This is a genomic window from Streptomyces sp. NPDC002088 (assembly GCF_040296605.1).
Lineage (GTDB): Bacteria > Actinomycetota > Actinomycetes > Streptomycetales > Streptomycetaceae > Streptomyces.
Genome location: NZ_JBEOXO010000007.1, coordinates 201747 through 227095 on the forward strand (window position 1 = coordinate 201747; position 25349 = coordinate 227095).

Genomic DNA, 25349 nt, shown 5'->3' on the forward strand with positions numbered 1-25349 from the left:
CGGACGTACCACCCGGCGTACGCGGGTCGGTCTGACGTGGGTCAGCGGGTGGGAAGCGTGGTCAGCAGGCGGGCCGCCACCAGGGGCGGGGGGTTTCCGTCCTCGCCGGGCATGGTGCGCAGCAGGTGGCTCAGCCGCTGGTGTTCGGCGGGCGTGGTGACGAGGTCCGGGAGCAGGGCGGCCAGCGCCCACTCGGTGGCCGTGGAACGGTCGGCGATCAGGACCCACTCGCGCAGCACGTCGAGCGCGTGCCGGGTGGCGCGCGGGTCGGCCAGCGCGGCGCGCCAGAGGTACGGGATGCCGTGGGCCGCCGCGCCGCCCGCGGGCACCGCGCGGGCGTACCAGGCGAGGACCAGCGGGGTGCCGTAGCGCTCGTCGTCCTCCTTACGCAGGCAGGCGTTGACGAAGCCGGCGAGCGTGAGGTCGTGCACGGCGCGGTCGTCGTCGAGGTGCTCCCGCAGCTCCGCGAGCACCTTTTCGCTGGCGGAGGAGAGCAGCAGCAGCTCCACGGCCTCGGCGAGTTCGCCGGCCATCGCCTCGTCCAGGTCGTCGGGGCCGTCGTCGTAGAGCCGCCGCACGGCTTTGCGCAGCGCGGCGAGGGCCTGCTCGGGGCGTTCCGGGCCGATCAGCCCGTACGACCGCACCGCCACCCAGCGCAGACGCGCGTCGCCGCCCTCGCACCAGGCGTCGAGGATGCGCGGGATGTTGGGCGTGTCGATGAGGTGGGCGAGGGTGAGGGCGTTGACGGCGACCAGCCGCTGCCGGAACCGCTTGGAGGTGGCCCACGGTTCGATGACCAGGGCCATCGCCGACGGCAGGTCGGTACGGGCCAGGATCGCGACGGTGGACGCGGCGCGGGTACGGACCAGGGGGCGGCCGTCGTCGGCGAGGCGGCGCAACCAGTGGATGAGGGCCGGCCGGGCGGACGGATGGCCCGTCCACAGCTCGCGCAGCAGTACGAGCGAGGCCCGCTCGTCCAGGAACCTGGCCTTCTGCTGGGTTACCGGTCCCCACTCGGTGTGCTCGTCGTCCTCGAACCTCTCCGCGCGGGCGAGCTGGAGGCGCTTGCCGATGTGCGTGCCGAAGACGGGAACCTCGGGGACGCGGGCCGGGTTCTCGGTCTCCTGGAGGAAGCGGTAGAGGAGGTCGCTCAGTTCGGCGGTGAGGGCGTACGGGCCGCCGTCGAAGGCGGCCAGGGCGACCAGGAACGCCTTGTCGCGCAGGTGGACCGCGCTCTCGTCCTCCTCGAACCACTCCTGCACCTGGTTCTCCAGGGAGGCCAGCGAGAACTGGGCGACCGCGTCCTCGGTGACCTTGCCGGTCGCGTAGTCGCCCAGCAGCTGGGCGAAGGCGGCGACCTCGCGCAGCTGGTGGCCCCGGTCCAGGAACTCCACCACGTCCGGCAGGCCGAGCAGCTTGGCGGCGGTCTCGGCGTCGGTGCGGGTGCGCAGATGGGCGGCGAGGACGTCGGCGGTGGCGGGCGGCCGCCATTCCACGGCGGGTACGTCCTCCAGTACGGCGGTGGGGCCGACGGTGACGACCAGATAGGCGTCCTGCTCGGCGAGCCGGTCCTTCGCCGCGAGCAGGTGCGGTTCCCGCAGGGGGCGGTCGCGGCGGGTGGCGAGGTCGCACAGGACGTAGCCGCGGGCCTGGTCCTCGGCGGTGAACCGCTCGGCGAGGGAGCTTGGGCTGGTGTCGCGCACCAGGGTGCGGACGGGAGCGGCGGCCAAGCGGTGCAGCAGCATCAGGGCGGCCGTGCGGCGGCCCGTGAAGCGGGCGCCGGACAGGACGAGGACACGGTCGCGGCGCAGCCGGTCGAGCAGGCCGGCCATGACCTCCTCGTCGGCGACGAAGGTGGTGGCCAGACGGTCGAGGGTGGTCCGCGGGACCTCGCCGGAGGCCGAGGAGGGCGCGGAGATCCCGGGTATCGCGTAGTGGATCTCCGTCTTGCTGCCCATGATGACGTCGCCGGCGACCCGCCCGCCGCTGACGCCGTGCTGGTCGCGGCCGACCAGGCTGCCGCCGAAGCGGGAACGGTCGCCGACGTTCATGGAGCGGGGGCTGTGGTCGACCAGGTCGCGCCGGGCAGACCAGGCGTTCTGCGGCTGGTCGTGTTCCTCGGCGGCATCGCCGCTCTGCTGGGTCTCGTCGGCGGCCGACTCGACCTGTTTCGGGTCCGGTGCGTTGCCGTTGCCGTTGCCGGGTCCGCCCGGTCTGGGGCTCTCCGGCTCTGCTGGGCTGCTCATGCGTCGTCTCCCCGCTCGCCGCCGCCGCCGAGGTTCACGTCGCCGGTGACCTGGCCGCCGCTGACACCGTGCTGGTCGTGGCCGACCAGGCTGCCGCCGAAGGACGGCGAGCCGCCGTTGAAGTTGAAGACGGTGCCCGGCGCCGGGGCTCCCCCTGTCCCGTCCGGCGCCGGGCGGTCCTTGTGGGTGCCCTGAGCGGGGACCCTCTCCTCGGGGGTGCCCGGTGCGGGGACCCGGTCGGCGGGGGTGCCCTGTGCGGGGACCCTCTCCTCCGAGCCGTCCTGTGAGGGGACCCGCGGCGCCGGACGGTCCCCCGAACCGCCCGGCGCCTCCCCCGCCCCCGTGTCACCGTGGTCCTTGTCGGTCGCCCCGGCCGCCCTGGTCGCCCCGTCGGGCACCGGTCCGTGCAGCCACGCCTTCAGCGGGCCGTTCTTGCTCGCCACCGTCACCGGGTGGAAGTCGGCGGCCGGGATACCCGGGTGGTCGTGTCGTACGACACCGGCGTGCAGGGCGTCGGAGACGCACAGGGCGAAGTCGGCGGTGCGCTCGCGCAGGGCGGCGCGCAGTACGTCCGCGTCCAGCAGCCGGCAGGCGTGGTTGAGGTCGGAGCCGACCCAGCCGTCGTGCTTGTCGACGGCGACGAAACCGATGGCGAGGACACCGCGCAGCCGGATCTGCGCGGAGCTCGACGCCATGCGGTTGACCGTCCTCAGCTGTGCCGGGACCTCCGTGAGCAGGGCCCGCAGCAGCGCCGTGACCGGGGCGCCCGCGTCGATCAGCTCCATCACCGAGTCCCCGCGGTCGGCCCGCAGCCGGCGGGTCTCGTCGATGCCCGCGCTCTCCAGCGTGCGGTCGGCGATGTCGTAGAGCATGCGCCGCATATAGGCCTGCTCCACGTCGTCCCGGTCACTGAACCTCTCGATGTCCAGCAGCAGGATCGTGCGGCTCACGGGGTCGGTCATGGTCGCCTCTCGAGGGGGTGTGCGCTGTGCAGAGCAGCAGCGTGGTGGTGCTGGGGCCTCGGCGGTGAGGGCGGATGACGCACTCGGAGTGTGACCGTGTGCACAGAAGTCCTCTGGGGGTACGGGAGTCTCGTGGGCCGGCGCGCCCTGTGTGGGGTGGGTGAGCCGACCGTCACGGGGGCTGCCGCCCCCGGCCCCCGCTTCGGCCTGGACGGCCTCGTCCTCAAGCGCCGGACGGGCTGGATATCGTCGGCCGGGTTGCAACGTCCCGTCGCTTGCGTTTACTGGTCCGTCCGTCCGCCCGCCCGGTGGGCTGCGCCTGTTCGTCCGTCCGCCCGTCCGCCCCGGTGGCCTGCGCTTACTCGTCCGTCCGCCCCGGCGGCGATGCGACCCCGTCCACCGGTCCCGGTGGCGACGGGATCCCCGCCGCCGGCCCCGTCGCCGCGATCCGCCGCAGGATGTCCGGCCGCATGATCAGCATGGTGCGGCGGCCCGTGGCGACGGCCCCCTTGTCCCGCAGTTCCCGCAGCAGGCGCTGCACCATCTCCCGGGACGCGCCCACCGAGCCCGCCAGCTCCTGCTTGCTGAGCGGTACCGCCAGCTCGACGCCCTCCGGGGTGCGGCGGCCGTGGGTGCGGGCCAGGTCCAGGAGCAGGACGGCGAAGCGTTCCCGCACGCTCATCGACGCGAACTCCAGCCGGCGCCGGTCCGCCGCGCGGGTGCGGTCCGCGGTGAGGCCGAGGAGGGCGAAGGAGACGGCGGGGGAGCGGTTGAGGAAGTCCTTGAAGCGGTCACGCTCCACCGCCACCGCCCGTACCGGCTCCAGCGCGGTCACCGTCGCCGACCGCGGGCGTCCGGTCAGCGCGGCCGACTCGCCGACGATGTCGCCGGGGCCGCGCAGCGCCAGCAGGGCCTCGTAACCGTTGGCGGCCGAGGCGGTGACCTTGGTCCAGCCGTACGCGAGGAAGAGGACGTGCGAGGAGGGCTCGTGCTGGTGGACCAGGACCATGCGGGGCGTGAAGTCCAGCGAGCGGCCCAGCGCCAGCAGCGCCGAGCGGTCCTCGCTCTCCAGCCGGGCCAGGAACGGCACCCGGTCGTCCAGCCCGCCGTCGTCCGGCGAGTACGCAGACGTCCACATTGGCATGCTCATCCCCCGATTCCCGACAGCGGACGGATCAACGTACTGAAAGCGCAAGATCGCGGAGTGTGAAAGAGCGCAAACCGGCCATTGATGGAAGACGGCGCCTGGACGTACTCGGTGCGCCTCACCTGTCAGGTGAGGGGGCGGGACGCGCGGGCGGCTCGGGAACCGTCGATTCGAAGATCGCGGACGGGGCACGGCTTCGGCTTGTTTCGTGCGGGCCTGCCGGTCCCGCCCATTTGTTTTGACCGCAGCGAATGAGGTAGGTACGCTCAGACCTTGTGCCTGGGGTGTGCCCTGGCCCTCGTGCGTGCCTTGAACCGCACGCGGGGCCTGAGACCGGCCACCGCAATCTGCGCCCTTTTCGCTTCGCGGCGAAGGTCTGCGGGATTCGACACACCCGACCGCGTGGGTCGGCGAATGTTCCAGGTTAGCTTCACCATTCGGCACACAGAAACCGGAGAAGTAGTGCCTACGATCCAGCAGCTGGTCCGGAAGGGCCGGCAGGACAAGGTCGAGAAGAACAAGACGCCCGCACTCGAGGGTTCGCCCCAGCGTCGTGGCGTCTGCACGCGTGTGTTCACGACCACCCCGAAGAAGCCGAACTCGGCCCTGCGTAAGGTCGCGCGTGTGCGTCTGACCAGCGGTATCGAGGTCACTGCTTACATTCCGGGTGAGGGACACAACCTGCAGGAGCACTCCATCGTGCTCGTGCGCGGCGGCCGTGTGAAGGACCTGCCGGGTGTTCGCTACAAGATCATCCGTGGTTCCCTCGACACCCAGGGTGTCAAGAACCGCAAGCAGGCTCGCAGCCGCTACGGCGCCAAGAAGGAGAAGTAAGAATGCCTCGTAAGGGCCCCGCCCCGAAGCGCCCGGTCATCATCGACCCGGTCTACGGTTCTCCTCTTGTCACGTCGCTGATCAACAAGGTGCTGCTGAACGGCAAGCGCTCCACCGCCGAGCGCATCGTCTACGGCGCCATGGAGGGTCTGCGTGAGAAGACGGGCAACGACCCGATCATCACGCTGAAGCGCGCGCTGGAGAACATCAAGCCGACCCTTGAGGTCAAGTCCCGCCGTGTCGGTGGTGCGACCTACCAGGTTCCGATCGAGGTCAAGCCCGGTCGTGCCAACACCCTCGCGCTGCGCTGGCTCGTCGGTTACTCGCGCGCCCGTCGCGAGAAGACCATGACCGAGCGTCTCCTCAACGAGCTTCTCGACGCCTCGAACGGCCTCGGTGCGGCCGTGAAGAAGCGCGAGGACACCCACAAGATGGCCGAGTCCAACAAGGCCTTCGCGCACTACCGCTGGTAGTCGCAGACCCCATCGAGACCGAGAGAAGACTGAAGCCTTATGGCTACCACTTCACTTGACCTGGCCAAGGTCCGCAACATCGGGATCATGGCCCACATCGACGCGGGCAAGACGACCACCACCGAGCGGATCCTCTTCTACACCGGCGTCAGCTACAAGATCGGTGAAGTCCACGACGGCGCCGCCACCATGGACTGGATGGAGCAGGAGCAGGAGCGTGGCATCACGATCACCTCTGCTGCCACCACCTGTCACTGGCCGCTCGAGGACAACGACTACACGATCAACATCATCGACACCCCGGGGCACGTCGACTTCACGGTCGAGGTGGAGCGCTCGCTGCGCGTCCTCGACGGTGCCGTCACGGTGTTCGACGGTGTCGCCGGTGTCGAGCCGCAGTCCGAGACGGTGTGGCGTCAGGCCGACCGTTACGGCGTGCCGCGCATCTGCTTCGTGAACAAGCTGGACCGTACCGGCGCCGAGTTCCACCGCTGCGTGGACATGATCTCGGACCGCCTGGGCGCCCAGCCGCTCGTCATGCAGCTGCCGATCGGCGCCGAGATGGACTTCAAGGGCGTTGTGGACCTGGTCCGCATGAAGGCGCTCGTGTGGTCCGCCGAGGCCGCCAAGGGCGAGATGTACGACGTCGTCGACATCCCGGCCACGCACATCGAGGCTGCCGAGGAGTACCGCGGCAAGCTGGTCGAGGCCGTCGCGGAGAACGACGACGAGATCATGGAGCTGTTCCTGGAGGGCCAGGAGCCCACCGAGGAGCAGCTGTACGCCGCGATCCGTCGTATCACCATCGCGTCCGGCAAGTCCGACGGCATCACGGTCACCCCGGTGTTCTGCGGTACCGCGTTCAAGAACAAGGGCGTCCAGCCCCTGCTCGACGCGGTCGTGCGCTACCTGCCGACCCCGCTCGACGTCGAGGCCATCGAGGGCCACGACGTCAAGGACCCCGAGGTCGTCGTCAAGCGCAAGCCGTCGGACGAGGAGCCGCTGTCCGCGCTCGCGTTCAAGATCATGAGCGACCCGCACCTCGGCAAGCTCACCTTCGTCCGGATCTACTCCGGTCGCCTGGAGTCCGGCACCGCGGTGCTGAACTCGGTCAAGGGCAAGAAGGAGCGCATCGGCAAGATCTACCGCATGCACGCGAACAAGCGTGAGGAGATCGAGTCGGTGGGCGCCGGCGACATCGTCGCCGTCATGGGCCTGAAGCAGACCACCACCGGTGAGACGCTGTCCGACGACAAGAACCCGGTGATCCTGGAGTCCATGGACTTCCCGGCGCCGGTCATTCAGGTCGCCATCGAGCCCAAGTCCAAGGGTGACCAGGAGAAGCTGGGTGTCGCCATCCAGCGTCTCGCGGAGGAGGACCCCTCCTTCCAGGTTCACTCGGACGAGGAGACCGGCCAGACCATCATCGGTGGTATGGGCGAGCTGCACCTCGAGGTGCTGGTCGACCGTATGCGTCGTGAGTTCAAGGTCGAGGCCAACGTCGGCAAGCCGCAGGTCGCGTACCGCGAGACGATCCGCAAGGCCGTCGAGCGCGTGGACTACACCCACAAGAAGCAGACCGGTGGTACCGGTCAGTTCGCCAAGGTGCAGATCGCGATCGAGCCCATCGAGGGCGGCGACGCCTCGTACGAGTTCGTGAACAAGGTGACCGGTGGTCGCATCCCGAAGGAGTACATCCCTTCGGTCGACGCCGGTGCGCAGGAGGCCATGCAGTTCGGCATCCTCGCCGGTTACGAGATGACCGGCGTGCGCGTCACCCTGCTCGACGGTGCCTACCACGAGGTGGACTCCTCCGAGCTCGCGTTCAAGATCGCCGGTTCGCAGGCCTTCAAGGAGGCCGCGCGCAAGGCCAGCCCCGTGCTGCTCGAGCCGATGATGGCCGTCGAGGTCACCACGCCCGAGGACTACATGGGTGAGGTCATCGGCGACATCAACTCCCGCCGTGGCCAGATCCAGGCCATGGAGGAGCGGGCGGGTGCCCGTGTCGTGAAGGGTCTCGTGCCCCTCTCGGAGATGTTCGGCTACGTCGGAGACCTCCGCAGCAAGACGTCGGGTCGCGCGAGCTACTCGATGCAGTTCGACTCCTACGCCGAGGTTCCGCGGAACGTCGCCGAGGAGATCATCGCGAAGGCCAAGGGCGAGTAACGCACCGCGTTCCCACGCTTTAGGCTTGACTCCGGAGCCCGGAGGGGCATTCCCCCGCATTTGTGGGGGAATGCCCCCGGGCCCGGGCTTTCCAGCAAAGATCACCTGGCGCCGATGAAGCAAGGCGTTCAGAACCACTCCACAGGAGGACCCCGTGGCGAAGGCGAAGTTCGAGCGGACTAAGCCCCACGTCAACATCGGCACCATCGGTCACATCGACCACGGTAAGACGACCCTCACGGCCGCCATTACCAAGGTGCTGCACGACAAGTACCCGGACCTGAACGAGGCCTCGGCCTTCGACCAGATCGACAAGGCTCCTGAGGAGCGCCAGCGCGGTATCACCATCTCCATCGCGCACGTCGAGTACCAGACCGAGGCGCGTCACTACGCCCACGTCGACTGCCCGGGTCACGCGGACTACATCAAGAACATGATCACCGGTGCCGCGCAGATGGACGGCGCGATCCTCGTGGTCGCCGCCACCGACGGCCCGATGCCGCAGACCAAGGAGCACGTGCTCCTGGCCCGCCAGGTCGGCGTGCCGTACATCGTTGTCGCCCTGAACAAGGCCGACATGGTGGACGACGAGGAGATCCTGGAGCTCGTCGAGCTCGAGGTCCGTGAGCTCCTCTCCGAGTACGAGTTCCCGGGCGACGACGTCCCGGTCGTCAAGGTCTCGGCGCTCAAGGCGCTCGAGGGCGACGCGACGTGGGGCCAGTCCGTTCTGGACCTCATGGACGCCGTCGACTCCGCCATCCCGGAGCCGGAGCGTGACGTCGACAAGCCGTTCCTCATGCCCATCGAGGACGTCTTCACGATCACCGGTCGCGGTACGGTCGTCACCGGCCGTATCGAGCGTGGTGTCCTGAAGGTCAACGAGACCGTCGACATCATCGGCATCAAGACCGAGAAGACCACCACCACGGTCACCGGTATCGAGATGTTCCGCAAGCTGCTCGACGAGGGCCAGGCCGGTGAGAACGTCGGTCTGCTCCTCCGTGGCATCAAGCGCGAGGACGTCGAGCGCGGCCAGGTCATCATCAAGCCCGGTTCGGTCACGCCGCACACCGAGTTCGAGGCCCAGGCCTACATCCTGTCCAAGGACGAGGGTGGCCGCCACACGCCGTTCTTCAACAACTACCGTCCGCAGTTCTACTTCCGTACGACGGACGTGACGGGCGTTGTGACCCTCCCCGAGGGCACCGAGATGGTGATGCCGGGTGACAACACCGAGATGAAGGTGGAGCTCATCCAGCCCATCGCCATGGAAGAGGGCCTGAAGTTCGCCATCCGTGAGGGTGGCCGGACGGTCGGCGCCGGCCAGGTCATCAAGATCACGAAGTGATCTCGAGCCTGACCCGGTAGCTTCAGCCTCAGCTGAGCTCCAGAAGGGGCCCGTACGACTTCGGTCGTACGGGCCCCTTCGCCGTATGCCGCCACGGGCGCCCTCTGTCGGGGGCTCGCTCCGCTTCGTACCATGGGCCGAGGCGGTGACACCGCTCGGCGGCGCGCAGGGGGGAACGTGCTGGGCGAGATCCTCGTGGCTCTGATCACCACGGTGGGCACGGTATGGGTGGCGTTCATCTCGCTCCAGGCCGGCACCAGGAGGGGGCGCCGACGCTACAGCGAACCGCTGTTGAGCCTGTGCGCCCTGTGGGGCCGCGCCAGAGGCGTGGCCGAGGCCGCGTTCGAGGACTGCTCGCGCGCGATGGAGGAGCGGCGCGAGGAGGGCCCGCGAAGCGTCCTGACGGCCGCCGAGCGGGTCGACCTGTTCTGGGCGGAGACGCAACCAGGTCAGGAGATGATCGAAGCGCTGCGCGGCGAGTTCTCCGCGACCAACGACGGGCTGCTCATGGAGTTCTCCATGTACGAGGACGCCGTGAAGGCCTTCAAGAAAGAACTCCGTCAACTGGGTGACCGAATCGATGCCATGAGCCCCGCGTCACGGCCTTCCGAGATCGGGGTCGACCGCTATCTCCTGCTCCTCCAGGCGGAGTTGCCGAAGTTCGACGCGGCTTTCGAGCGGTGCCTGAGCAGTTACCTGCAGCGGAAGGACGGCGCGCTGCTCTATCAGGTCCGGCGCCGGCTCCGCAGACAGGCGGAGGAGCGCTACGAGAACTTCCAGCCCGGCGGCAAGGGTGTCTTCGCCCCTCAGCCCGGGCCCGAGTCCGCCGATCACCCGGCTCGGGGCGACGGAGCGCGGTCCGACGGAGCCGAGCCGCCGCCCTGCGGTTACTGCATCTGGCGCTGCCCCCACGCCCCGGCCGGCGCGGACGCTCCCGCCGACCGGACAGCGGTCAGACTGACGGGAGCGTGAGGGACGGTCCCGCTGGAGGGCCCCGGGGTTTGACCTACGTCACTCCGGGGGTATTCTCTCCGGCTCGATTGGCGGACCCCCTGCCCCATATGGCAGACTGTCGGAGTTGCTCGGTCGAGTGTTGATGCTGTGCGCCTCCCGCCGGGAGGACCGGAAGCGAGTCCCACAGTACTCGTCGTCCCAACTGCCTTTACGGCAGCGCTGGGACGGACGTACGGGAATCTTCCGGGAAGTGTCAGTGCGGCACCGGCCAGGCACCCGGTGGGCCTTTCGGCCCCCGACTTGCGGTTCCGGAAGGGCCGTGTTTCCCCAGCAAGGGATGTCTCAGGTGGGATATCCGTGTGAGCGGGAGCGCGACACGCCCGACCGCGTGGGTCGGAGGAAGTGCACGGAATGCCGGGTTCCAGAGCGTACGAGAGACAGGACTACTGAGTAGCCATGGCGGGACAGAAGATCCGCATCCGGCTCAAGGCCTACGACCACGAGGTCATCGACTCCTCGGCGAAGAAGATCGTCGAGACGGTGACCCGCACTGGTGCGTCGGTCGCGGGCCCGGTGCCGCTCCCCACCGAGAAGAACGTGTACTGCGTCATCAAGTCGCCGCACAAGTACAAGGACTCGCGCGAGCACTTCGAGATGCGCACGCACAAGCGCCTGATCGACATCCTCGACCCGACGCCCAAGACCGTTGACTCCCTGATGCGACTCGACCTTCCGGCCGGTGTCGACATCGAGATCAAGCTCTAGGGGTCGGTGATCTGAGAATGGCTAAGCAGATCAAGGGCATCCTGGGCGAGAAGCTCGGCATGACGCAGGTGTGGGACGAGAACAACCGTGTTGTTCCGGTCACCGTCGTCAAGGCCGGCCCCAACGTCGTCACCCAGGTCCGTACGAACGACGCCGACGGCTACGAGTCGGTCCAGATCGCCTTCGGCGAGATCGACCCGCGCAAGGTGAACAAGCCCCTCAAGGGTCACTTCGCCAAGGCCGACGTCACTCCCCGCCGCCACCTCGTCGAGATCCGTACCGCTGACGCCAGCGAGTACACCCTCGGCCAGGAGATCACCGCTGAGGTGTTCGAGGCCGGCATCAAGGTCGACGTGACCGGCAAGAGCAAGGGCAAGGGCTTCGCCGGTGTCATGAAGCGTCACAACTTCAAGGGCCTCGGCGCCGGTCACGGCACCCAGCGCAAGCACCGCTCCCCCGGCTCCATCGGTGGCTGCGCCACCCCGGGCCGCGTGTTCAAGGGCCTCCGCATGGCGGGTCGCATGGGCAACGAGCGGGTCACCACCCAGAACCTGACCGTCCACGCCGTTGACGCGGAGAAGGGTCTGCTGCTCATCAAGGGCGCGGTTCCCGGTCCGAACGGCGGCCTCGTCCTGGTCCGCACCGCGGCCAAGGGGGCCTGAGGTAACCGATGAGCACTGTTGACATCCTTTCGCCGGCAGGCGACAAGGCCGGTACCGTCGAGCTCCCCGCGGAGATCTTCGGCGTTGAAAAGGTCAGCATTCCGCTGATCCACCAGGTCGTCGTCGCACAGCTGGCCGCTGCCCGTCAGGGCACGCACAAGACCAAGACTCGTGGCGAGGTTCGCGGTGGCGGCAAGAAGCCGTACCGTCAGAAGGGCACCGGCCGCGCCCGTCAGGGCTCGACCCGCGCCCCGCAGTTCGCCGGCGGTGGCGTCGTCCACGGCCCGCAGCCGCGTGACTACTCGCAGCGGACCCCGAAGAAGATGAAGGCCGCGGCCCTGCGCCACGCCCTCACCGACCGGGCCCGCCACAACCGCATCCACGTCGTCTCCGGCGTGGTCGAGGGTGACATCTCCACGAAGGCCGCGAAGACGCTGTTCGGCAAGATCTCGGAGCGCAAGAACCTGCTCCTGGTCGTCGAGCGCAGCGACGAGGCCGCGTGGCTGTCCGCCCGCAACCTGCCCCAGGTCCACATCCTGGAGCCGGGCCAGCTGAACACGTACGACGTTCTCGTCTCGGACGACGTGGTCTTCACCCAGTCCGCGTTCGAGTCCTTCGTGTCTGGCCCCAAGGCCGCTGACACCGAAGGGAGCGAGGCCTGATGGCTACGCGTCACCCGAGCATCGCCTCGAAGGCGGCCAAGGCCGCCAAGGCCGCGCGCGTCGCCAAGGCACGCCGCCACGCCACCGAGGGCAAGAACACCGTCGAGACGCCGCTGAGCAAGTCCTTCACGGATCCCCGTGACGTGCTCCTCAAGCCGGTCGTCTCGGAGAAGAGCTACGCGCTGCTCGACGAGGGCAAGTACACCTTCGTCGTCGCGCCCGGCTCCAACAAGACCCAGATCAAGGAGGCCGTCCAGGCGGTCTTCTCGGTCAAGGTCACCGGGGTCAACACGATCAACCGCCAGGGCAAGCGCAAGCGCACCAAGAGCGGTTTCGGTAAGCGTGCTGACACCAAGCGCGCGATCGTGACCCTCGCTGAGGGCGACCGTATCGACATCTTCGGCGGTCCGACCTCCTGACGGAGGTCCGGATCGTCCGATATCGGACGAGGACTGAGAAATGGGTATCCGCAAGTACAAGCCGACGACTCCGGGCCGTCGTGGCTCCAGCGTCGCCGACTTCGTCGAGGTCACGCGGTCCACGCCGGAGAAGTCGCTGGTCCGCCCTCTGCACAGCAAGGGCGGCCGTAACAACGCCGGTCGTGTGACCGTTCGCCACCAGGGTGGCGGACACAAGCGCGCCTACCGCGTGATCGACTTCCGTCGGCACGACAAGGACGGCGTGCCGGCGAAGGTCGCGCACATCGAGTACGACCCCAACCGCACCGCGCGCATCGCGCTGCTGCACTACGCGGACGGCGAGAAGCGCTACATCCTCGCCCCGCGCAACCTGCAGCAGGGTGACCGCGTGGAGAACGGTCCCGGGGCCGACATCAAGCCGGGCAACAACCTGGCCCTCCGCAACATCCCGGTCGGTACCACGATCCACGCGATCGAGCTCCGTCCCGGTGGCGGTGCCAAGTTCGCCCGCTCCGCCGGCGCCTCCGTGCAGCTGCTCGCGAAGGAGGGCTCGATGGCCCACCTCCGCATGCCCTCCGGTGAGATCCGCCTGGTCGACCAGCGCTGCCGCGCCACGGTCGGCGAGGTCGGCAACGCCGAGCAGAGCAACATCAACTGGGGCAAGGCCGGCCGTAAGCGCTGGCTGGGCGTTCGCCCGACCGTTCGCGGTGTGGCGATGAACCCGGTTGACCACCCGCACGGTGGTGGTGAGGGCAAGACCTCCGGTGGTCGCCACCCGGTCTCGCCGTGGGGTCAGAAGGAGGGTCGTACTCGTTCGCCGAAGAAGGCTTCGAACAAGTACATCGTCCGCCGCCGCAAGACGAACAAGAAGCGCTAGGAGCGGGTTTAGATGCCGCGCAGTCTCAAGAAGGGACCCTTCGTTGACGGCCACCTCGTGAAGAAGGTGGACGCTCAGAACGAAGCCGGTACCAAGAACGTCATCAAGACCTGGTCCCGCCGCTCGATGATCATCCCGGCCATGCTCGGCCACACGATCGCGGTGCACAACGGCAAGACCCACATTCCGGTGTTTGTCACCGAGTCGATGGTCGGCCACAAGCTCGGCGAGTTCTCGCCGACGCGCACCTTCCGGGGTCACGTCAAGGACGACCGGAAGTCGAAGCGCCGCTAACGCGGGGTGGAATGACCATGACAGACACTGGAAGGACAACCATGGAAGCCAGGGCCCAGGCGCGGTACATCCGCGTTACGCCCATGAAGGCCCGCCGCGTGGTGGACCTTATCCGTGGCATGGATGCCACGGAGGCTCAGGCGGTCCTGCGTTTCGCCCCGCAGGCCGCGAGCGTGCCGGTCGGCAAGGTGCTGGACAGCGCCATTGCCAACGCCGCGCACAACTACGACCACACCGATGTCGACAGCCTCTTCGTCTCCGAGGCCTTCGTCGATGAGGGCCCGACCCTGAAGCGGTTCCGTCCGCGTGCCCAGGGCCGTGCCTACCGGATCCGCAAGCGGACCAGCCACATCACCGTGGTCGTCAGCAGCAAGGAAGGAACCCGGTAATGGGCCAGAAGGTAAACCCGCATGGGTTCCGGCTCGGTGTCACGACCGACTTCAAGTCGCGTTGGTACGCCGACAAGCTGTACAAGGACTACGTCAAGGAAGACGTCGCCATCCGTCGGATGATGACGTCCGGCATGGAGCGCGCCGGCATCTCGAAGGTTGAGATCGAGCGCACCCGTGACCGCGTCCGTGTGGACATCCACACGGCCCGTCCGGGCATCGTCATCGGCCGCCGTGGCGCCGAGGCCGACCGCATCCGCGGTGACCTCGAGAAGCTCACGGGCAAGCAGGTCCAGCTGAACATCCTCGAGGTCAAGAACCCCGAGACCGACGCTCAGCTGGTTGCCCAGGCCGTCGCCGAGCAGCTCTCCTCCCGCGTCTCCTTCCGTCGGGCCATGCGTAAGAGCATGCAGTCCGCCATGAAGGCCGGCGCCAAGGGCATCAAGATCCAGTGCGGTGGCCGCCTCGGTGGCGCCGAGATGTCCCGCTCGGAGTTCTACCGCGAGGGCCGTGTGCCCCTGCACACGCTCCGCGCGAACGTGGACTACGGCTTCTTCGAGGCCAAGACGACCTTCGGCCGCATCGGTGTGAAGGTCTGGATCTACAAGGGCGACGTCAAGAACATCGCCGAGGTCCGCGCCGAGAACGCTGCTGCCCGCGCCGGCAACCGCCCGGCCCGTGGCGGCGCTGACCGCCCGGCCCGTGGTGGCCGCGGTGGCGAGCGTGGCGGTCGCGGTCGCAAGCCGCAGCAGGCTCCCGCTGCCGAGGCCCCCAAGGCCGAGGCTCCGGCTGCCGCTCCGGCTGAGAGCACCGGAACGGAGGCCTGACCGACATGCTGATCCCCCGTAGGGTCAAGCACCGCAAGCAGCACCACCCGAAGCGCCGTGGTCAGGCCAAGGGCGGTACGACGGTCGCGTTCGGCGAGTACGGCATTCAGGCCCTCACGCCGGCGTACGTGACCAACCGCCAGATCGAGGCGGCCCGTATCGCGATGACCCGCCACATCAAGCGTGGCGGCAAGGTCTGGATCAACATCTACCCGGACCGCCCGCTGACGAAGAAGCCTGCCGAGACCCGCATGGGTTCCGGTAAGGGTTCTCCGGAGTGGTGGATCGCGAACGTGCACCCGGGCCGGGTCATGTTCGAGCTGTCCTACCCCAACGAGAAGATCGCCCGTGAGGCCCTCACTCGCGCAGCCCACAAGCTGCCGATGAAGTGCCGGATCGTCAAGCGCGAGGCAGGTGAAGCGTGATGTCGGCCGGTACCAAGGCGTCCGAGCTGCGCGAGCTGGGCAACGAGGAGCTTCTTGCGAAGCTCCGCGAGGCCAAGGAAGAGCTGTTCAACCTCCGCTTCCAGGCGGCGACGGGTCAGCTCGAGAACCACGGTCGGCTGAAGGCCGTCCGTAAGGACATCGCGCGGATCTACACCCTGATGCGTGAGCGCGAGCTGGGCATCGAGACGGTGGAGAGCGCCTGATGAGCGAGAGCAACGTGACCGAGAACACCACTGAGGCGCGCGGCAGCTTCCGCAAGACCCGTGAGGGTCTCGTCGTCAGCGACAAGATGGACAAGACCGTCGTCGTCGCTGTCGAGGACCGTGTGAAGCACGCGCTGTACGGCAAGGTCATCCGCCGTACGAACAAGCTCAAGGCCCACGACGAGCAGAACGCTGCGGGCGTCGGCGACCGTGTCCTCCTCGCGGAGACCCGGCCGCTGTCCGCGACGAAGCGCTGGCGCATCGTCGAGATCCTCGAGAAGGCCAAGTAATCCCTCCTAGGGGGACCCCCTAGGCATCGTTCCGCCAGGCTCGGGGCGGGGCCGCCGTCGTGCGACCCCGCCCCGGGAACCGGCAGACAACCAGGAGATAGACGTGATCCAGCAGGAGTCGCGACTGCGTGTCGCCGACAACACTGGTGCGAAGGAGATCCTTTGCATCCGTGTGCTCGGTGGCTCCGGTCGCCGCTACGCGGGCATCGGTGACGTCATCGTCGCCACCGTCAAGGACGCGATCCCCGGTGGCAACGTGAAGAAGGGTGACGTCGTCAAGGCGGTCATCGTTCGCACCGTCAAGGAGCGCCGCCGTCCGGACGGCTCGTACATCCGCTTCGACGAGAACGCCGCTGTCATTCTGAAGAACGACGGCGACCCTCGCGGCACCCGTATCTTCGGCCCCGTGGGCCGTGAGCTGCGCGAGAAGAAGTTCATGAAGATCATCTCGCTCGCGCCGGAGGTGCTGTAAGCATGAAGATCAAGAAGGGCGACCTGGTCCAGGTCATCACCGGTAAGGACAAGGGCAAGCAGGGCAAGGTCATCGCGGCCTTCCCCCGCGAGGACCGTGTCCTGGTCGAGGGTGTCAACCGGGTCAAGAAGCACACGAAGGCCGGCCCGACCGCTCGCGGTTCCCAGGCCGGCGGCATCGTGACCACCGAGGCCCCGATCCACGTTTCCAACGTTCAGCTGGTCGTGGAGAAGGACGGCAACAAGGTCGTCACGCGTGTCGGTTACCGCTTCGACGACGAGGGCAACAAGATCCGCGTTGCCAAGCGGACGGGTGAGGACATCTGATGGCTACCACCACCACCCCGCGTCTGAAGCAGAAGTACCGCGAGGAGATCGCGGGCAAGCTGCGTGACGAGTTCAAGTACGAGAACGTCATGCAGATCCCCGGCCTCGTCAAGATCGTGGTCAACATGGGTGTGGGCGACGCCGCCCGCGACTCCAAGCTGATCGAGGGCGCCATCCGCGACCTCACCACGATCACCGGGCAGAAGCCGGCCGTCACCAAGGCCCGCAAGTCCATCGCGCAGTTCAAGCTGCGTGAGGGCCAGCCGATCGGTGCCCACGTCACGCTCCGTGGCGACCGCATGTGGGAGTTCCTGGACCGCACCCTGTCGCTCGCGCTGCCGCGCATCCGCGACTTCCGCGGCCTGTCCCCCAAGCAGTTCGACGGCCGTGGCAACTACACCTTCGGTCTCACGGAGCAGGTCATGTTCCACGAGATCGACCAGGACAAGATCGACCGCACCCGGGGTATGGACATCACCGTGGTGACCACGGCGACCAACGACGCTGAGGGCCGTGCGCTCCTTCGTCACCTCGGCTTCCCCTTCAAGGAGGCGTGAGCGAGATGGCGAAGAAGGCTCTGATCGCGAAGGCTGCTCGCAAGCCCAAGTTCGGCGTGCGTGGCTACACGCGCTGCCAGCGCTGCGGCCGTCCCCACTCCGTGTACCGCAAGTTCGGCCTGTGCCGCGTGTGCCTTCGTGAGATGGCTCACCGTGGCGAGCTGCCGGGCGTGACCAAGAGCTCCTGGTAATCCCCCTAATAAGGGATTCCAAGGGCTCTCGGTAAGCACTGGGCGTGTCAGGCGCCCTCCTCTCCATGGCTTAGGCTTGGGGGGTTGGGCGCCTGATTGCCGCCCGTACGACTTACTACGCCGTAGGTCCACCGCGCCGCACCCGTCCCGTCCCGGATCGGGGAGAGGGATGGCGCACCAGGAAACCCCGGCGAGAGAGGCCGAAGGCCAATTCATGACCATGACTGATCCGATCGCAGACATGCTTACGCGTCTGCGGAACGCGAACTCGGCATACCACGACTCCGTGACGATGCCGGCATCGAAGATCAAGTCTCACATCGCGGAGATCCTCCAGCAGGAGGGCTTCATCACGGGCTGGAAGGTCGAGGACGCCGAGGTCGGCAAGAACCTCGTCCTCGAGCTGAAGTTCGGCCCGAACCGTGAGCGCTCCATCGCGGGCATCAAGCGGATCTCCAAGCCCGGTCTCCGGGTTTACGCGAAATCCACCAACCTGCCGAAGGTGCTCGGCGGCCTGGGCGTGGCGATCATCTCCACGTCCCACGGGCTCCTCACCGACAAGCAGGCCGGCAAGAAGGGCGTGGGTGGGGAAGTCCTCGCCTACGTCTGGTAGCGGAAGGGAACGGAGGAAACAGCTATGTCGCGTATTGGCAAGCTCCCCATCACGGTTCCCGCCGGCGTGGACGTCACCATCGACGGCCGTACGGTCTCGGTGAAGGGCCCCAAGGGCACCCTTTCCCACACCGTTGCCGCGCCGATCGAGGTCGCCAAGGGTGAGGACGGCGTGCTCAGCGTCACCCGCCCGAACGACGAGCGTCAGAACAAGGCCCTGCACGGCCTGTCCCGCACGCTGGTGGCGAACATGATCACCGGCGTGACCCAGGGTTACGTGAAGAAGCTCGAGATCAGCGGTGTCGGTTACCGCGTGACGGCCAAGGGTTCGAACCTCGAGTTCGCGCTCGGCTACAGCCACCCGATCACCGTCGAGGCGCCCGAGGGCATCACCTTCAAGGTCGAGGCCCCGACCCGGTTCTCGGTCGAGGGCATCGACAAGCAGAAGGTCGGCGAGGTTGCGGCGAACATCCGCAAGCTGCGCAAGCCCGACCCGTACAAGGCCAAGGGCGTCAAGTACGAGGGCGAAGTCATCCGCCGCAAGGTCGGAAAGGCGGGTAAGTAAGCCATGGCATACGGGCAGAAGATCCTCAAGGGTGACGCCTACAAGCGTGCCGCTATCAAGCGTCGCCACATCCGGATCCGTAAGCACATCTCGGGTACGGCCGAGCGTCCGCGCCTGGTCGTGACGCGCTCGAACCGCCACATCGTGGCCCAGGTCATCGACGACATCAAGGGTCACACCCTGGCGTCGGCGTCGACCCTGGACACGTCGATCCGTGGTGGCGAGGCCGACAAGTCCGCGCAGGCCAAGCAGGTCGGCGCCCTGGTCGCCGAGCGCGCCAAGGCCGCGGGCGTCGAGGCTGTCGTATTCGACCGTGGTGGCAACCAGTACGCCGGGCGCATCGCTGCCCTGGCGGACGCCGCCCGCGAAGCCGGACTCAAGTTCTGAGTCGGTTCCGTAGCTAGCGGAAACAGAGAGAGGTAATTCCAATGGCTGGACCCCAGCGCCGCGGAAGCGGTGCCGGTGGCGGCGAGCGGCGGGACCGGAAGGGCCGTGACGGCGGCGCAGCTGCCGCCGAGAAGACCGCTTACGTTGAGCGCGTCGTCGCGATCAACCGCGTCGCCAAGGTTGTGAAGGGTGGTCGTCGCTTCAGCTTTACCGCGCTGGTCGTGGTGGGCGATGGTGACGGCACCGTGGGTGTCGGTTACGGCAAGGCCAAGGAGGTGCCGGCCGCCATCGCCAAGGGTGTTGAGGAGGCCAAGAAGCACTTCTTCAAGGTCCCCCGTATCCAGGGCACCATCCCGCACCCCATCCAGGGTGAGAAGGCTGCCGGCGTCGTGCTGCTCAAGCCCGCGTCCCCCGGTACCGGCGTTATCGCCGGTGGCCCGGTGCGTGCCGTGCTCGAGTGCGCCGGTATCCACGACGTGCTGTCGAAGTCGCTCGGCTCCGACAACGCGATCAACATCGTGCACGCGACCGTGGAGGCCCTGAAGGGCCTGCAGCGTCCCGAGGAGATCGCGGCCCGCCGTGGTCTGCCCCTCGAGGACGTCGCTCCCGCGGCTCTTCTCCGTGCGCGTGCCGGGGCTGGTGCGTAATGGCGCAGCTCAAGATCACGCAGGTGAAGTCGTACATCGGCAGCAAGCAGAACCACCGTGACACCCTGCGCTCCCTTGGTCTCAAGGGCATCAACACGCAGGTCGTCAAGGAGGACCGCCCCGAGTTCCGCGGCATGGTGCACACCGTCCGCCACCTCGTGACGGTCGAGGAGGTCGACTGATCATGGCGGAGAACAACCCGCTCAAGATCCACAACCTCCGTCCGGCCCCCGGCGCCAAGACCGCCAAGACCCGTGTCGGTCGTGGTGAGGCGTCGAAGGGTAAGACGGCCGGTCGTGGTACCAAGGGTACGAAGGCCCGTTACCAGGTTCCGGAGCGCTTCGAGGGTGGCCAGATGCCCCTCCACATGCGTCTTCCGAAGCTGAAGGGCTTCAAGAACCCGTTCAAGACCGAGTTCCAGGTCGTGAACCTCGACAAGCTGGCCGCGCTCTACCCCGAGGGTGGCGAGGTCACCGTCGAGGGTCTGGTGGCCAAGGGTGCCGTTCGCAAGAACAGCCTCGTCAAGGTCCTCGGCCAGGGCGAGATCTCCGTGGCGCTGCAGGTGACGGTCGACGCCGTCTCCGGCTCCGCCAAGGAGAAGATCACCGCCGCCGGCGGCACCGTCACCGAGCTCGTCTGATCCACTCAGGCGTCTCGATGACTTGAACGATCCCGACCGGGGATACCCACATAAGGGGTATCCCCGGTTGGTCGTTCCAAGGGGGCAGTCTCGCCGGTAAGGTGGCCTGCACTGTCCACTTTCTTTTCCGGGTGCTTCGCATGGGGCACCCTGAGCGGCAGTTGACCGTTCTCAAGTCGTCATTCCATTGGAATCTCAAGACCGTCACCCTTGACGCAGTCGCGCGGGGGTCGCAGGAGGCACCGTGCTCACCGCGTTCGCCCGGGCGTTCAGGACGCCCGACCTGCGCAAGAAGCTGCTCTTCACGCTCGGCATCATCGTGGTCTACCGGGTCGGTACCCACATCCCGATCCCGGGCGTCGACTACAAGTCCGTCCAGCAGTGCGTGGACGAGGCATCCGGCAACCAGGGCCTCTTCGGTCTGGTCAACATGTTCAGCGGCGGTGCGCTGCTGCAGATCACGATCTTCGCGCTCGGCATCATGCCGTACATCACGGCGAGCATCATTCTGCAGCTGCTGACCGTGGTGATCCCGCGCCTGGAAGCCCTCAAGAAGGAGGGCCAGGCCGGTACGGCGAAGATCACGCAGTACACCCGCTACCTGACCGTGGCGCTCGCCATCCTGCAGGGCACCGGCCTGGTGGCCACCGCCCGCAGCGGCGCCCTGTTCTCCGGTTGCACGGTCGCCTCGAGCATCGTCCCGGACCGCGCGATCTTCACCACCATCACGATGGTCATCTGCATGACCGCCGGTACGGCCGTCGTCATGTGGCTGGGCGAGCTCATCACCGACCGCGGCATCGGCAACGGCATGTCGATCCTGATGTTCATCTCGATCGCCGCGACCTTCCCGTCCGCGCTGTGGGCGATCAAGAAGAGCGGCACCCTGGCCGACGGCTGGATCGAGTTCGGCACCGTCATCGCGGTCGGTCTGGTCATGGTCGCTCTGGTGGTCTTCGTCGAGCAGGCCCAGCGCCGTATCCCCGTGCAGTACGCGAAGCGCATGATCGGCCGTCGTTCCTACGGCGGTACGTCGACGTACATCCCGCTGAAGGTCAACCAGGCGGGTGTGATCCCCGTCATCTTCGCCTCGTCGCTGCTCTACATCCCGGCGTTGGTCGCGCAGTTCTCCGGCAGCAATTCCGGCTGGAAGACGTGGGTTCAGACGAACTTGACCAAGGGTGACCACCCGATTTACATCACTTCGTACTTCTTGCTCATTGTTTTCTTCGCGTTCTTCTACGTGGCGATCTCCTTCAACCCCGAGGAAGTCGCCGACAACATGAAGAAGTATGGTGGCTTCATCCCGGGCATCCGGGCTGGCCGACCGACCGCTGAGTACCTCAGCTACGTGCTCAACCGGATCACCTGGCCGGGTTCGCTGTACTTGGGTCTGATCGCTCTCGTCCCGACGATGGCGTTGGTTGGCTTCGGGGCAAGCCAGAACTTCCCGTTCGGCGGGACCAGCATCCTGATCATCGTGGGTGTCGGTCTCGAGACCGTGAAGCAGATTGAGAGCCAGCTCCAGCAGCGCAATTACGAAGGGTTCCTCCGCTGATGCGAATCGTCCTCGTCGGGCCGCCGGGTGCCGGTAAGGGAACGCAGGCCACGCGCCTTGCCGAGAAGCTCCGCGTTCCCCACATCTCCACGGGCGACCTGTTCCGCGCCAACATCAGCCAGCAGACGGAGCTCGGGAAGCTCGCGAAGTCCTTCATGGACGCCGGCAACCTCGTCCCCGACGAGGTCACCATCGCGATGGCCAAGGACCGCATGGAGCAGCCCGACGCCGTGAACGGCTTCCTGCTCGATGGTTTCCCGCGCAATGTCTCGCAGGCCGAGGCGCTGGACGAGCTCCTCAAGAGCGAGGGCATCAAGCTGGACGCGGTGCTGGACCTGGAGGCCCCCGAGGAGGAGGTCGTCAAGCGGATCGCCGGCCGGCGCATCTGCCGCAACGACTCCGCGCACGTCTTCCACGTGACGTACAAGCCGGCGGCCAAGGAAGGCGTCTGCGACGTCTGCGGCGGCGAGCTGTACCAGCGGGACGACGACGCCGAGGGCACCGTCCGCAAGCGACTCGAGGTCTACCACACGCAGACCGAGCCGATCATCGACTACTACAAGGCGCAGGGCCTGGTCGTCACGATCTCGGCGCTGGGTCCGGTGGACGAGGTCACGAAGCGGGCGCTGGAAGCGCTGAAGCGCGAGGACGACGCCAAGTAGACGTTCGTACGTCGCTGTAGCCGCGGTTTCCCTTCGAGGGGGCCGCGGCTGCTGTGTGGGGGGCGGTTGTACCCCCACGTATCGTTGAGACATCCGCAGTCCGCCAGTCAGCAGTCCGCAGTCCCTCCGGTCCGGAGTGTCCAGAAAGGCCGTAGCTCCCATGGTGCAGATCAAGACCCCCGAGCAGATCGCCAAGATGCGTGCGGCGGGGCTGGTCGTCGCCGCCATTCACGCGGCCACGCGGGAGGCGGCCGTACCCGGGGCGACGACCAAGGACCTGGACGAGGTCGCGCGCAAGGTGCTCGCGGAGCACGGCGCCAAGTCGAACTTCCTCGGCTACGGCGGTTTCCCCGCGACGATCTGCACCTCCGTGAACGACGTCGTCGTCCACGGCATCCCGTCCGAGGACGTCGTCCTCAAGGACGGCGACATCATCTCCATCGACTGCGGTGCGATCGTCGACGGCTGGCACGGCGACGCCGCCTACACCGCGTTCGTGGGTTCGGGTCACGCCCCGGAGCTGATCGAGCTCTCCCGGGTGACCGAGGAGTCGATGTGGGCCGGCATCGCGGCCATGAAGCAGGGCAACCGGCTCGTCGACGTCTCCCGCGCCATCGAGACGTACATCCGCCGCCAGCCGAAGCCCGGCGGCGGCCGGTACGGGATCATCGAGGACTACGGCGGCCACGGCATCGGCACCGAGATGCACATGGACCCGCACCTGCTGAACTACGTCGACCGCCGCCGCGGCAAGGGTTCCAAGCTGATCCCCGGCTTCTGCCTCGCCATCGAGCCGATGGTCTCCCTGGGCACCCCGAAGACCGAGGTCCTCGAGGACGACTGGACGGTCATTACCACGGACGGCACCTGGTCCTCCCACTGGGAGCACTCCGTCGCCCTGACCGAGCAGGGCCCGCTGGTCCTCACGGCCCCGGACGGCGGCAAGGCCAAGCTGGCGGAGTACGGGATCACGGCTGCGCCGGACCCGCTTGCCTGACGGCGGCCCGAGCCCGCGACCGTCGGCCGGAGGCCGGCGCAGCCGGTCGAATCCTGTGAGGCGCCCCCGGCGCTGAGCCCGCGAGAGCGGCGTCGAAGTTGGGTCGGTGGCAAGGCCAAGCCGGCGGAGTACGGGGTCACGGCTGTGCCGGACCCCGTTGCATGATGATCTTCAGCGTGGGGCAGACTTCCCCGATTCGTGTTTCCGGGTGCGCTGACGTAGACTGACTCGTCGGCTCTCGTGCACCCGCATGCCTGCATGCGCTCGTACAGAGTCGATCAAGGTAGTCGATTCGAAGGGCAAAGCGTGGCCAAGAAGCAAGGTGCCATCGAGATCGAGGGCACTGTCGTCGAGTCTCTGCCGAACGCCATGTTCAAGGTCGAGCTCCAGAACGGCCACCAGGTCCTGGCACACATCAGCGGCAAGATGCGTATGCACTACATCCGCATCCTCCCTGACGACCGGGTCGTGGTGGAGCTGTCTCCGTACGACCTGACGCGTGGCCGGATCGTCTACCGGTACAAGTAGATCTTGCCCGCGCCCCGGGCCTCCCGAGGCGATGGCACTGACCCGGAGAACCTCACCCCATGAAGGTCAAGCCGAGCGTCAAGAAGATCTGCGACAAGTGCAGGGTGATCCGCCGTCACGGCCGGGTCATGGTCATCTGCGAGAACCCGCGCCACAAGCAGCGCCAGGGCTGACGCACGACCGCACCCTCTGCACTCCGCAGAAATTCGCGCGACGCAAGCTGAATATGTTCATACGCAGCACCCAGACTTGAGTGAATCAAGCTGACACCCCCGGCTCGGAGGCCGGGGACCCAGTTCGTACCAAATCTTCTAACAGAAGAGGCCGGCGACTGGGGATCGGTTCTGCGGAAGACCTCCGAAGATTCAACTGGAGCCATTGAATGGCACGCGTTTCCGGTGTTGACATCCCGCGCGAAAAGCGCGTGGAGGTCGCCCTCACCTACGTGTTCGGCATCGGCCGGACCCTCTCGAAGGAGACGCTGGCAGCGACCGGCGTCGACCCGAACACCCGCGTTCGCGACCTCTCCGAGGAGCAGCTCGTCGCGATCCGCGAGTACGTCGACAACAACATCAAGACCGAGGGTGACCTCCGTCGCGAGATCCAGGCCGACATCCGCCGCAAGGTCGAGATCGGCTGCTACCAGGGTCTGCGGCACCGCCGCGGTCTGCCCGTCCGCGGTCAGCGCACCAGCACGAACGCTCGTACCCGCAAGGGCCCGCGTCGCGCCATCGCCGGCAAGAAGAAGCCGGGCAAGAAGTAGTCCTCAGCGGACAACGCTTCATCAGCGGTCTTCGCTGTAGGACCGACCACCTCCCCGTAGGAGTTATAGATGCCCCCCAAGGGTCGTCAGGGCGCTGCCAAGAAGGTGCGCCGCAAGGAAAAGAAGAACGTCGCTCACGGGCACGCCCACATCAAGAGCACGTTCAACAACACGATCGTCTCGATCACGGACCCGTCGGGCAACGTGATCTCCTGGGCCTCCGCCGGCCACGTCGGCTTCAAGGGCTCGCGCAAGTCGACCCCGTTCGCCGCGCAGATGGCCGCCGAGTCGGCCGCGCGCCGCGCGCAGGAGCACGGCATGCGCAAGGTTGACGTCTTCGTGAAGGGCCCGGGCTCCGGTCGCGAGACCGCGATCCGCTCCCTCCAGGCCACTGGCCTCGAGGTCGGCTCCATCCAGGACGTCACCCCCACCCCGCACAACGGCTGCCGTCCGCCGAAGCGCCGCCGCGTGTAAACCGCG

General features: G+C 67.3%; 36 protein-coding genes. 33 read left to right on the forward strand and 3 right to left on the reverse strand.

The features are described from left to right. Positions 1 to 41: 41 nt before the first annotated feature. The 3 genes from ABT114_RS17430 to ABT114_RS17440 form a co-directional block, all read right to left on the reverse strand. Complete coding sequence (locus ABT114_RS17430; protein ID WP_351143363.1) at positions 42 to 2246, reverse strand: hypothetical protein; 2205 nt, start codon at positions 2244 to 2246, stop codon at positions 42 to 44. Then, positions 2243 to 3208: a hypothetical protein gene (locus ABT114_RS17435; protein ID WP_351143366.1), complete on the reverse strand. Its 966-nt coding sequence runs from the start codon at positions 3206 to 3208 to the stop codon at positions 2243 to 2245. Before ABT114_RS17435 ends, ABT114_RS17430 begins: the two co-directional genes overlap by 4 nt. Before the next feature lie 358 nt (positions 3209 to 3566). Continuing rightward, the gene (locus ABT114_RS17440; RefSeq protein ID WP_351143368.1) at positions 3567 to 4358 is read right to left on the reverse strand and encodes a Crp/Fnr family transcriptional regulator; all 792 of its coding nucleotides are present in this window, start codon (positions 4356 to 4358) and stop codon (positions 3567 to 3569) included. A 459-nt stretch (positions 4359 to 4817) separates the two neighbouring features. Between ABT114_RS17440 and rpsL the strand changes: the two genes are divergently transcribed. From rpsL to rpsK, 33 genes are all read left to right on the forward strand, one after another. Further along, a complete protein-coding gene (gene rpsL, locus ABT114_RS17445; protein WP_003948652.1) occupies positions 4818 to 5189 on the forward strand; it encodes a 30S ribosomal protein S12 in 372 nt (123 codons plus the stop codon). Between the two features lie 2 nt (positions 5190 to 5191). Beyond that, positions 5192 to 5662 (forward strand): 30S ribosomal protein S7, encoded by a 471-nt coding sequence (gene rpsG, locus ABT114_RS17450; RefSeq protein WP_003992340.1) that lies wholly within the window; start codon positions 5192 to 5194, stop codon positions 5660 to 5662. A gap of 39 nt (positions 5663 to 5701) precedes the next feature. Further along, positions 5702 to 7828 (forward strand): elongation factor G, encoded by a 2127-nt coding sequence (gene fusA, locus ABT114_RS17455; RefSeq protein WP_351143370.1) that lies wholly within the window; start codon positions 5702 to 5704, stop codon positions 7826 to 7828. Positions 7829 to 7982: 154 nt separating this feature from the next. Next, positions 7983 to 9176 carry an elongation factor Tu gene (tuf, locus tag ABT114_RS17460; protein ID WP_351143372.1) on the forward strand — a complete coding sequence of 398 codons (1194 nt, stop codon included), beginning with the start codon at positions 7983 to 7985 and terminating at the stop codon, positions 9174 to 9176. Between the two features lie 177 nt (positions 9177 to 9353). Further along, positions 9354 to 10148 carry a hypothetical protein gene (locus tag ABT114_RS17465; RefSeq protein WP_351143374.1) on the forward strand — a complete coding sequence of 265 codons (795 nt, stop codon included), beginning with the start codon at positions 9354 to 9356 and terminating at the stop codon, positions 10146 to 10148. Between the two features lie 438 nt (positions 10149 to 10586). Further along, complete coding sequence (gene rpsJ / locus ABT114_RS17470; protein ID WP_003948644.1) at positions 10587 to 10895, forward strand: 30S ribosomal protein S10; 309 nt, start codon at positions 10587 to 10589, stop codon at positions 10893 to 10895. Between the two features lie 17 nt (positions 10896 to 10912). Then, positions 10913 to 11557 (forward strand): 50S ribosomal protein L3, encoded by a 645-nt coding sequence (gene rplC, locus ABT114_RS17475; protein ID WP_007384065.1) that lies wholly within the window; start codon positions 10913 to 10915, stop codon positions 11555 to 11557. Between the two features lie 8 nt (positions 11558 to 11565). Further along, positions 11566 to 12219: a 50S ribosomal protein L4 gene (gene rplD, locus ABT114_RS17480; protein WP_351143377.1), complete on the forward strand. Its 654-nt coding sequence runs from the start codon at positions 11566 to 11568 to the stop codon at positions 12217 to 12219. Beyond that, entirely contained in the window at positions 12219 to 12638 is a 420-nt protein-coding gene (gene rplW, locus ABT114_RS17485; RefSeq protein ID WP_351143379.1) for a 50S ribosomal protein L23, read from the forward strand. Before rplD ends, rplW begins: the two co-directional genes overlap by 1 nt. Positions 12639 to 12678: 40 nt before the next feature. Continuing rightward, positions 12679 to 13515 (forward strand): 50S ribosomal protein L2, encoded by an 837-nt coding sequence (rplB, locus tag ABT114_RS17490; protein ID WP_007494772.1) that lies wholly within the window; start codon positions 12679 to 12681, stop codon positions 13513 to 13515. Positions 13516 to 13527: 12 nt separating this feature from the next. Further along, positions 13528 to 13809, forward strand: a complete 282-nt coding sequence (gene rpsS / locus ABT114_RS17495; protein WP_015035577.1) for a 30S ribosomal protein S19 — start codon at positions 13528 to 13530, stop codon at positions 13807 to 13809. 41 nt (positions 13810 to 13850) lie between these two features. Continuing rightward, entirely contained in the window at positions 13851 to 14198 is a 348-nt protein-coding gene (gene rplV, locus ABT114_RS17500) for a 50S ribosomal protein L22 (RefSeq protein WP_351143382.1), read from the forward strand. Continuing rightward, entirely contained in the window at positions 14198 to 15025 is an 828-nt protein-coding gene (gene rpsC, locus ABT114_RS17505; RefSeq protein ID WP_004927271.1) for a 30S ribosomal protein S3, read from the forward strand. The genes rplV and rpsC overlap by 1 nt, the downstream gene beginning before the upstream one ends. Before the next feature lie 5 nt (positions 15026 to 15030). Then, complete coding sequence (gene rplP / locus ABT114_RS17510; protein WP_004927269.1) at positions 15031 to 15450, forward strand: 50S ribosomal protein L16; 420 nt, start codon at positions 15031 to 15033, stop codon at positions 15448 to 15450. Continuing rightward, positions 15450 to 15674, forward strand: coding sequence for a 50S ribosomal protein L29 (gene rpmC, locus ABT114_RS17515; protein ID WP_003974259.1), 225 nt, complete (start codon positions 15450 to 15452; stop codon positions 15672 to 15674). The genes rplP and rpmC overlap by 1 nt, the downstream gene beginning before the upstream one ends. After that, complete coding sequence (gene rpsQ / locus ABT114_RS17520) at positions 15674 to 15964, forward strand: 30S ribosomal protein S17 (RefSeq protein ID WP_351143385.1); 291 nt, start codon at positions 15674 to 15676, stop codon at positions 15962 to 15964. Before rpmC ends, rpsQ begins: the two co-directional genes overlap by 1 nt. 103 nt (positions 15965 to 16067) lie before the next feature. Continuing rightward, a complete protein-coding gene (gene rplN, locus ABT114_RS17525; protein ID WP_003998823.1) occupies positions 16068 to 16436 on the forward strand; it encodes a 50S ribosomal protein L14 in 369 nt (122 codons plus the stop codon). 2 nt (positions 16437 to 16438) lie between these two features. After that, entirely contained in the window at positions 16439 to 16762 is a 324-nt protein-coding gene (gene rplX, locus ABT114_RS17530; protein WP_003992365.1) for a 50S ribosomal protein L24, read from the forward strand. Continuing rightward, positions 16762 to 17319 (forward strand): 50S ribosomal protein L5, encoded by a 558-nt coding sequence (gene rplE / locus ABT114_RS17535; protein ID WP_023547375.1) that lies wholly within the window; start codon positions 16762 to 16764, stop codon positions 17317 to 17319. The genes rplX and rplE overlap by 1 nt, the downstream gene beginning before the upstream one ends. A 5-nt stretch (positions 17320 to 17324) precedes the next feature. After that, on the forward strand, positions 17325 to 17510 hold the full coding sequence (locus ABT114_RS17540) for a type Z 30S ribosomal protein S14 (protein WP_003948630.1): 186 nt from the start codon (positions 17325 to 17327) through the stop codon (positions 17508 to 17510). A 214-nt stretch (positions 17511 to 17724) separates the two neighbouring features. Then, entirely contained in the window at positions 17725 to 18123 is a 399-nt protein-coding gene (rpsH, locus tag ABT114_RS17545; RefSeq protein WP_007384075.1) for a 30S ribosomal protein S8, read from the forward strand. 24 nt (positions 18124 to 18147) lie between these two features. Then, positions 18148 to 18687 (forward strand): 50S ribosomal protein L6, encoded by a 540-nt coding sequence (rplF, locus tag ABT114_RS17550; RefSeq protein ID WP_351143388.1) that lies wholly within the window; start codon positions 18148 to 18150, stop codon positions 18685 to 18687. A gap of 3 nt (positions 18688 to 18690) precedes the next feature. Then, the gene (rplR, locus tag ABT114_RS17555; RefSeq protein WP_351143390.1) at positions 18691 to 19074 is read left to right on the forward strand and encodes a 50S ribosomal protein L18; all 384 of its coding nucleotides are present in this window, start codon (positions 18691 to 18693) and stop codon (positions 19072 to 19074) included. A gap of 41 nt (positions 19075 to 19115) precedes the next feature. Further along, entirely contained in the window at positions 19116 to 19721 is a 606-nt protein-coding gene (gene rpsE / locus ABT114_RS17560) for a 30S ribosomal protein S5 (protein WP_019753099.1), read from the forward strand. After that, positions 19721 to 19903 (forward strand): 50S ribosomal protein L30, encoded by a 183-nt coding sequence (gene rpmD, locus ABT114_RS17565; protein ID WP_003974250.1) that lies wholly within the window; start codon positions 19721 to 19723, stop codon positions 19901 to 19903. Before rpsE ends, rpmD begins: the two co-directional genes overlap by 1 nt. Positions 19904 to 19905: 2 nt before the next feature. After that, positions 19906 to 20361: a 50S ribosomal protein L15 gene (rplO, locus tag ABT114_RS17570; protein WP_003974249.1), complete on the forward strand. Its 456-nt coding sequence runs from the start codon at positions 19906 to 19908 to the stop codon at positions 20359 to 20361. A gap of 244 nt (positions 20362 to 20605) precedes the next feature. Further along, positions 20606 to 21919, forward strand: coding sequence for a preprotein translocase subunit SecY (gene secY, locus ABT114_RS17575; protein WP_351143393.1), 1314 nt, complete (start codon positions 20606 to 20608; stop codon positions 21917 to 21919). Next, positions 21919 to 22581, forward strand: a complete 663-nt coding sequence (locus ABT114_RS17580; protein ID WP_351143395.1) for an adenylate kinase — start codon at positions 21919 to 21921, stop codon at positions 22579 to 22581. Before secY ends, ABT114_RS17580 begins: the two co-directional genes overlap by 1 nt. Positions 22582 to 22741: 160 nt before the next feature. After that, a complete protein-coding gene (map, locus tag ABT114_RS17585; RefSeq protein WP_351143397.1) occupies positions 22742 to 23578 on the forward strand; it encodes a type I methionyl aminopeptidase in 837 nt (278 codons plus the stop codon). A 306-nt stretch (positions 23579 to 23884) separates the two neighbouring features. Then, positions 23885 to 24106: a translation initiation factor IF-1 gene (gene infA / locus ABT114_RS17590; protein ID WP_003948620.1), complete on the forward strand. Its 222-nt coding sequence runs from the start codon at positions 23885 to 23887 to the stop codon at positions 24104 to 24106. 59 nt (positions 24107 to 24165) lie between these two features. Further along, a complete protein-coding gene (gene rpmJ, locus ABT114_RS17595; protein WP_003998809.1) occupies positions 24166 to 24279 on the forward strand; it encodes a 50S ribosomal protein L36 in 114 nt (37 codons plus the stop codon). A 209-nt stretch (positions 24280 to 24488) separates the two neighbouring features. After that, positions 24489 to 24869 (forward strand): 30S ribosomal protein S13, encoded by a 381-nt coding sequence (gene rpsM, locus ABT114_RS17600; RefSeq protein ID WP_009300593.1) that lies wholly within the window; start codon positions 24489 to 24491, stop codon positions 24867 to 24869. Between the two features lie 69 nt (positions 24870 to 24938). Further along, on the forward strand, positions 24939 to 25343 hold the full coding sequence (gene rpsK, locus ABT114_RS17605) for a 30S ribosomal protein S11 (protein WP_003956432.1): 405 nt from the start codon (positions 24939 to 24941) through the stop codon (positions 25341 to 25343). Positions 25344 to 25349 lie beyond the last annotated feature (6 nt).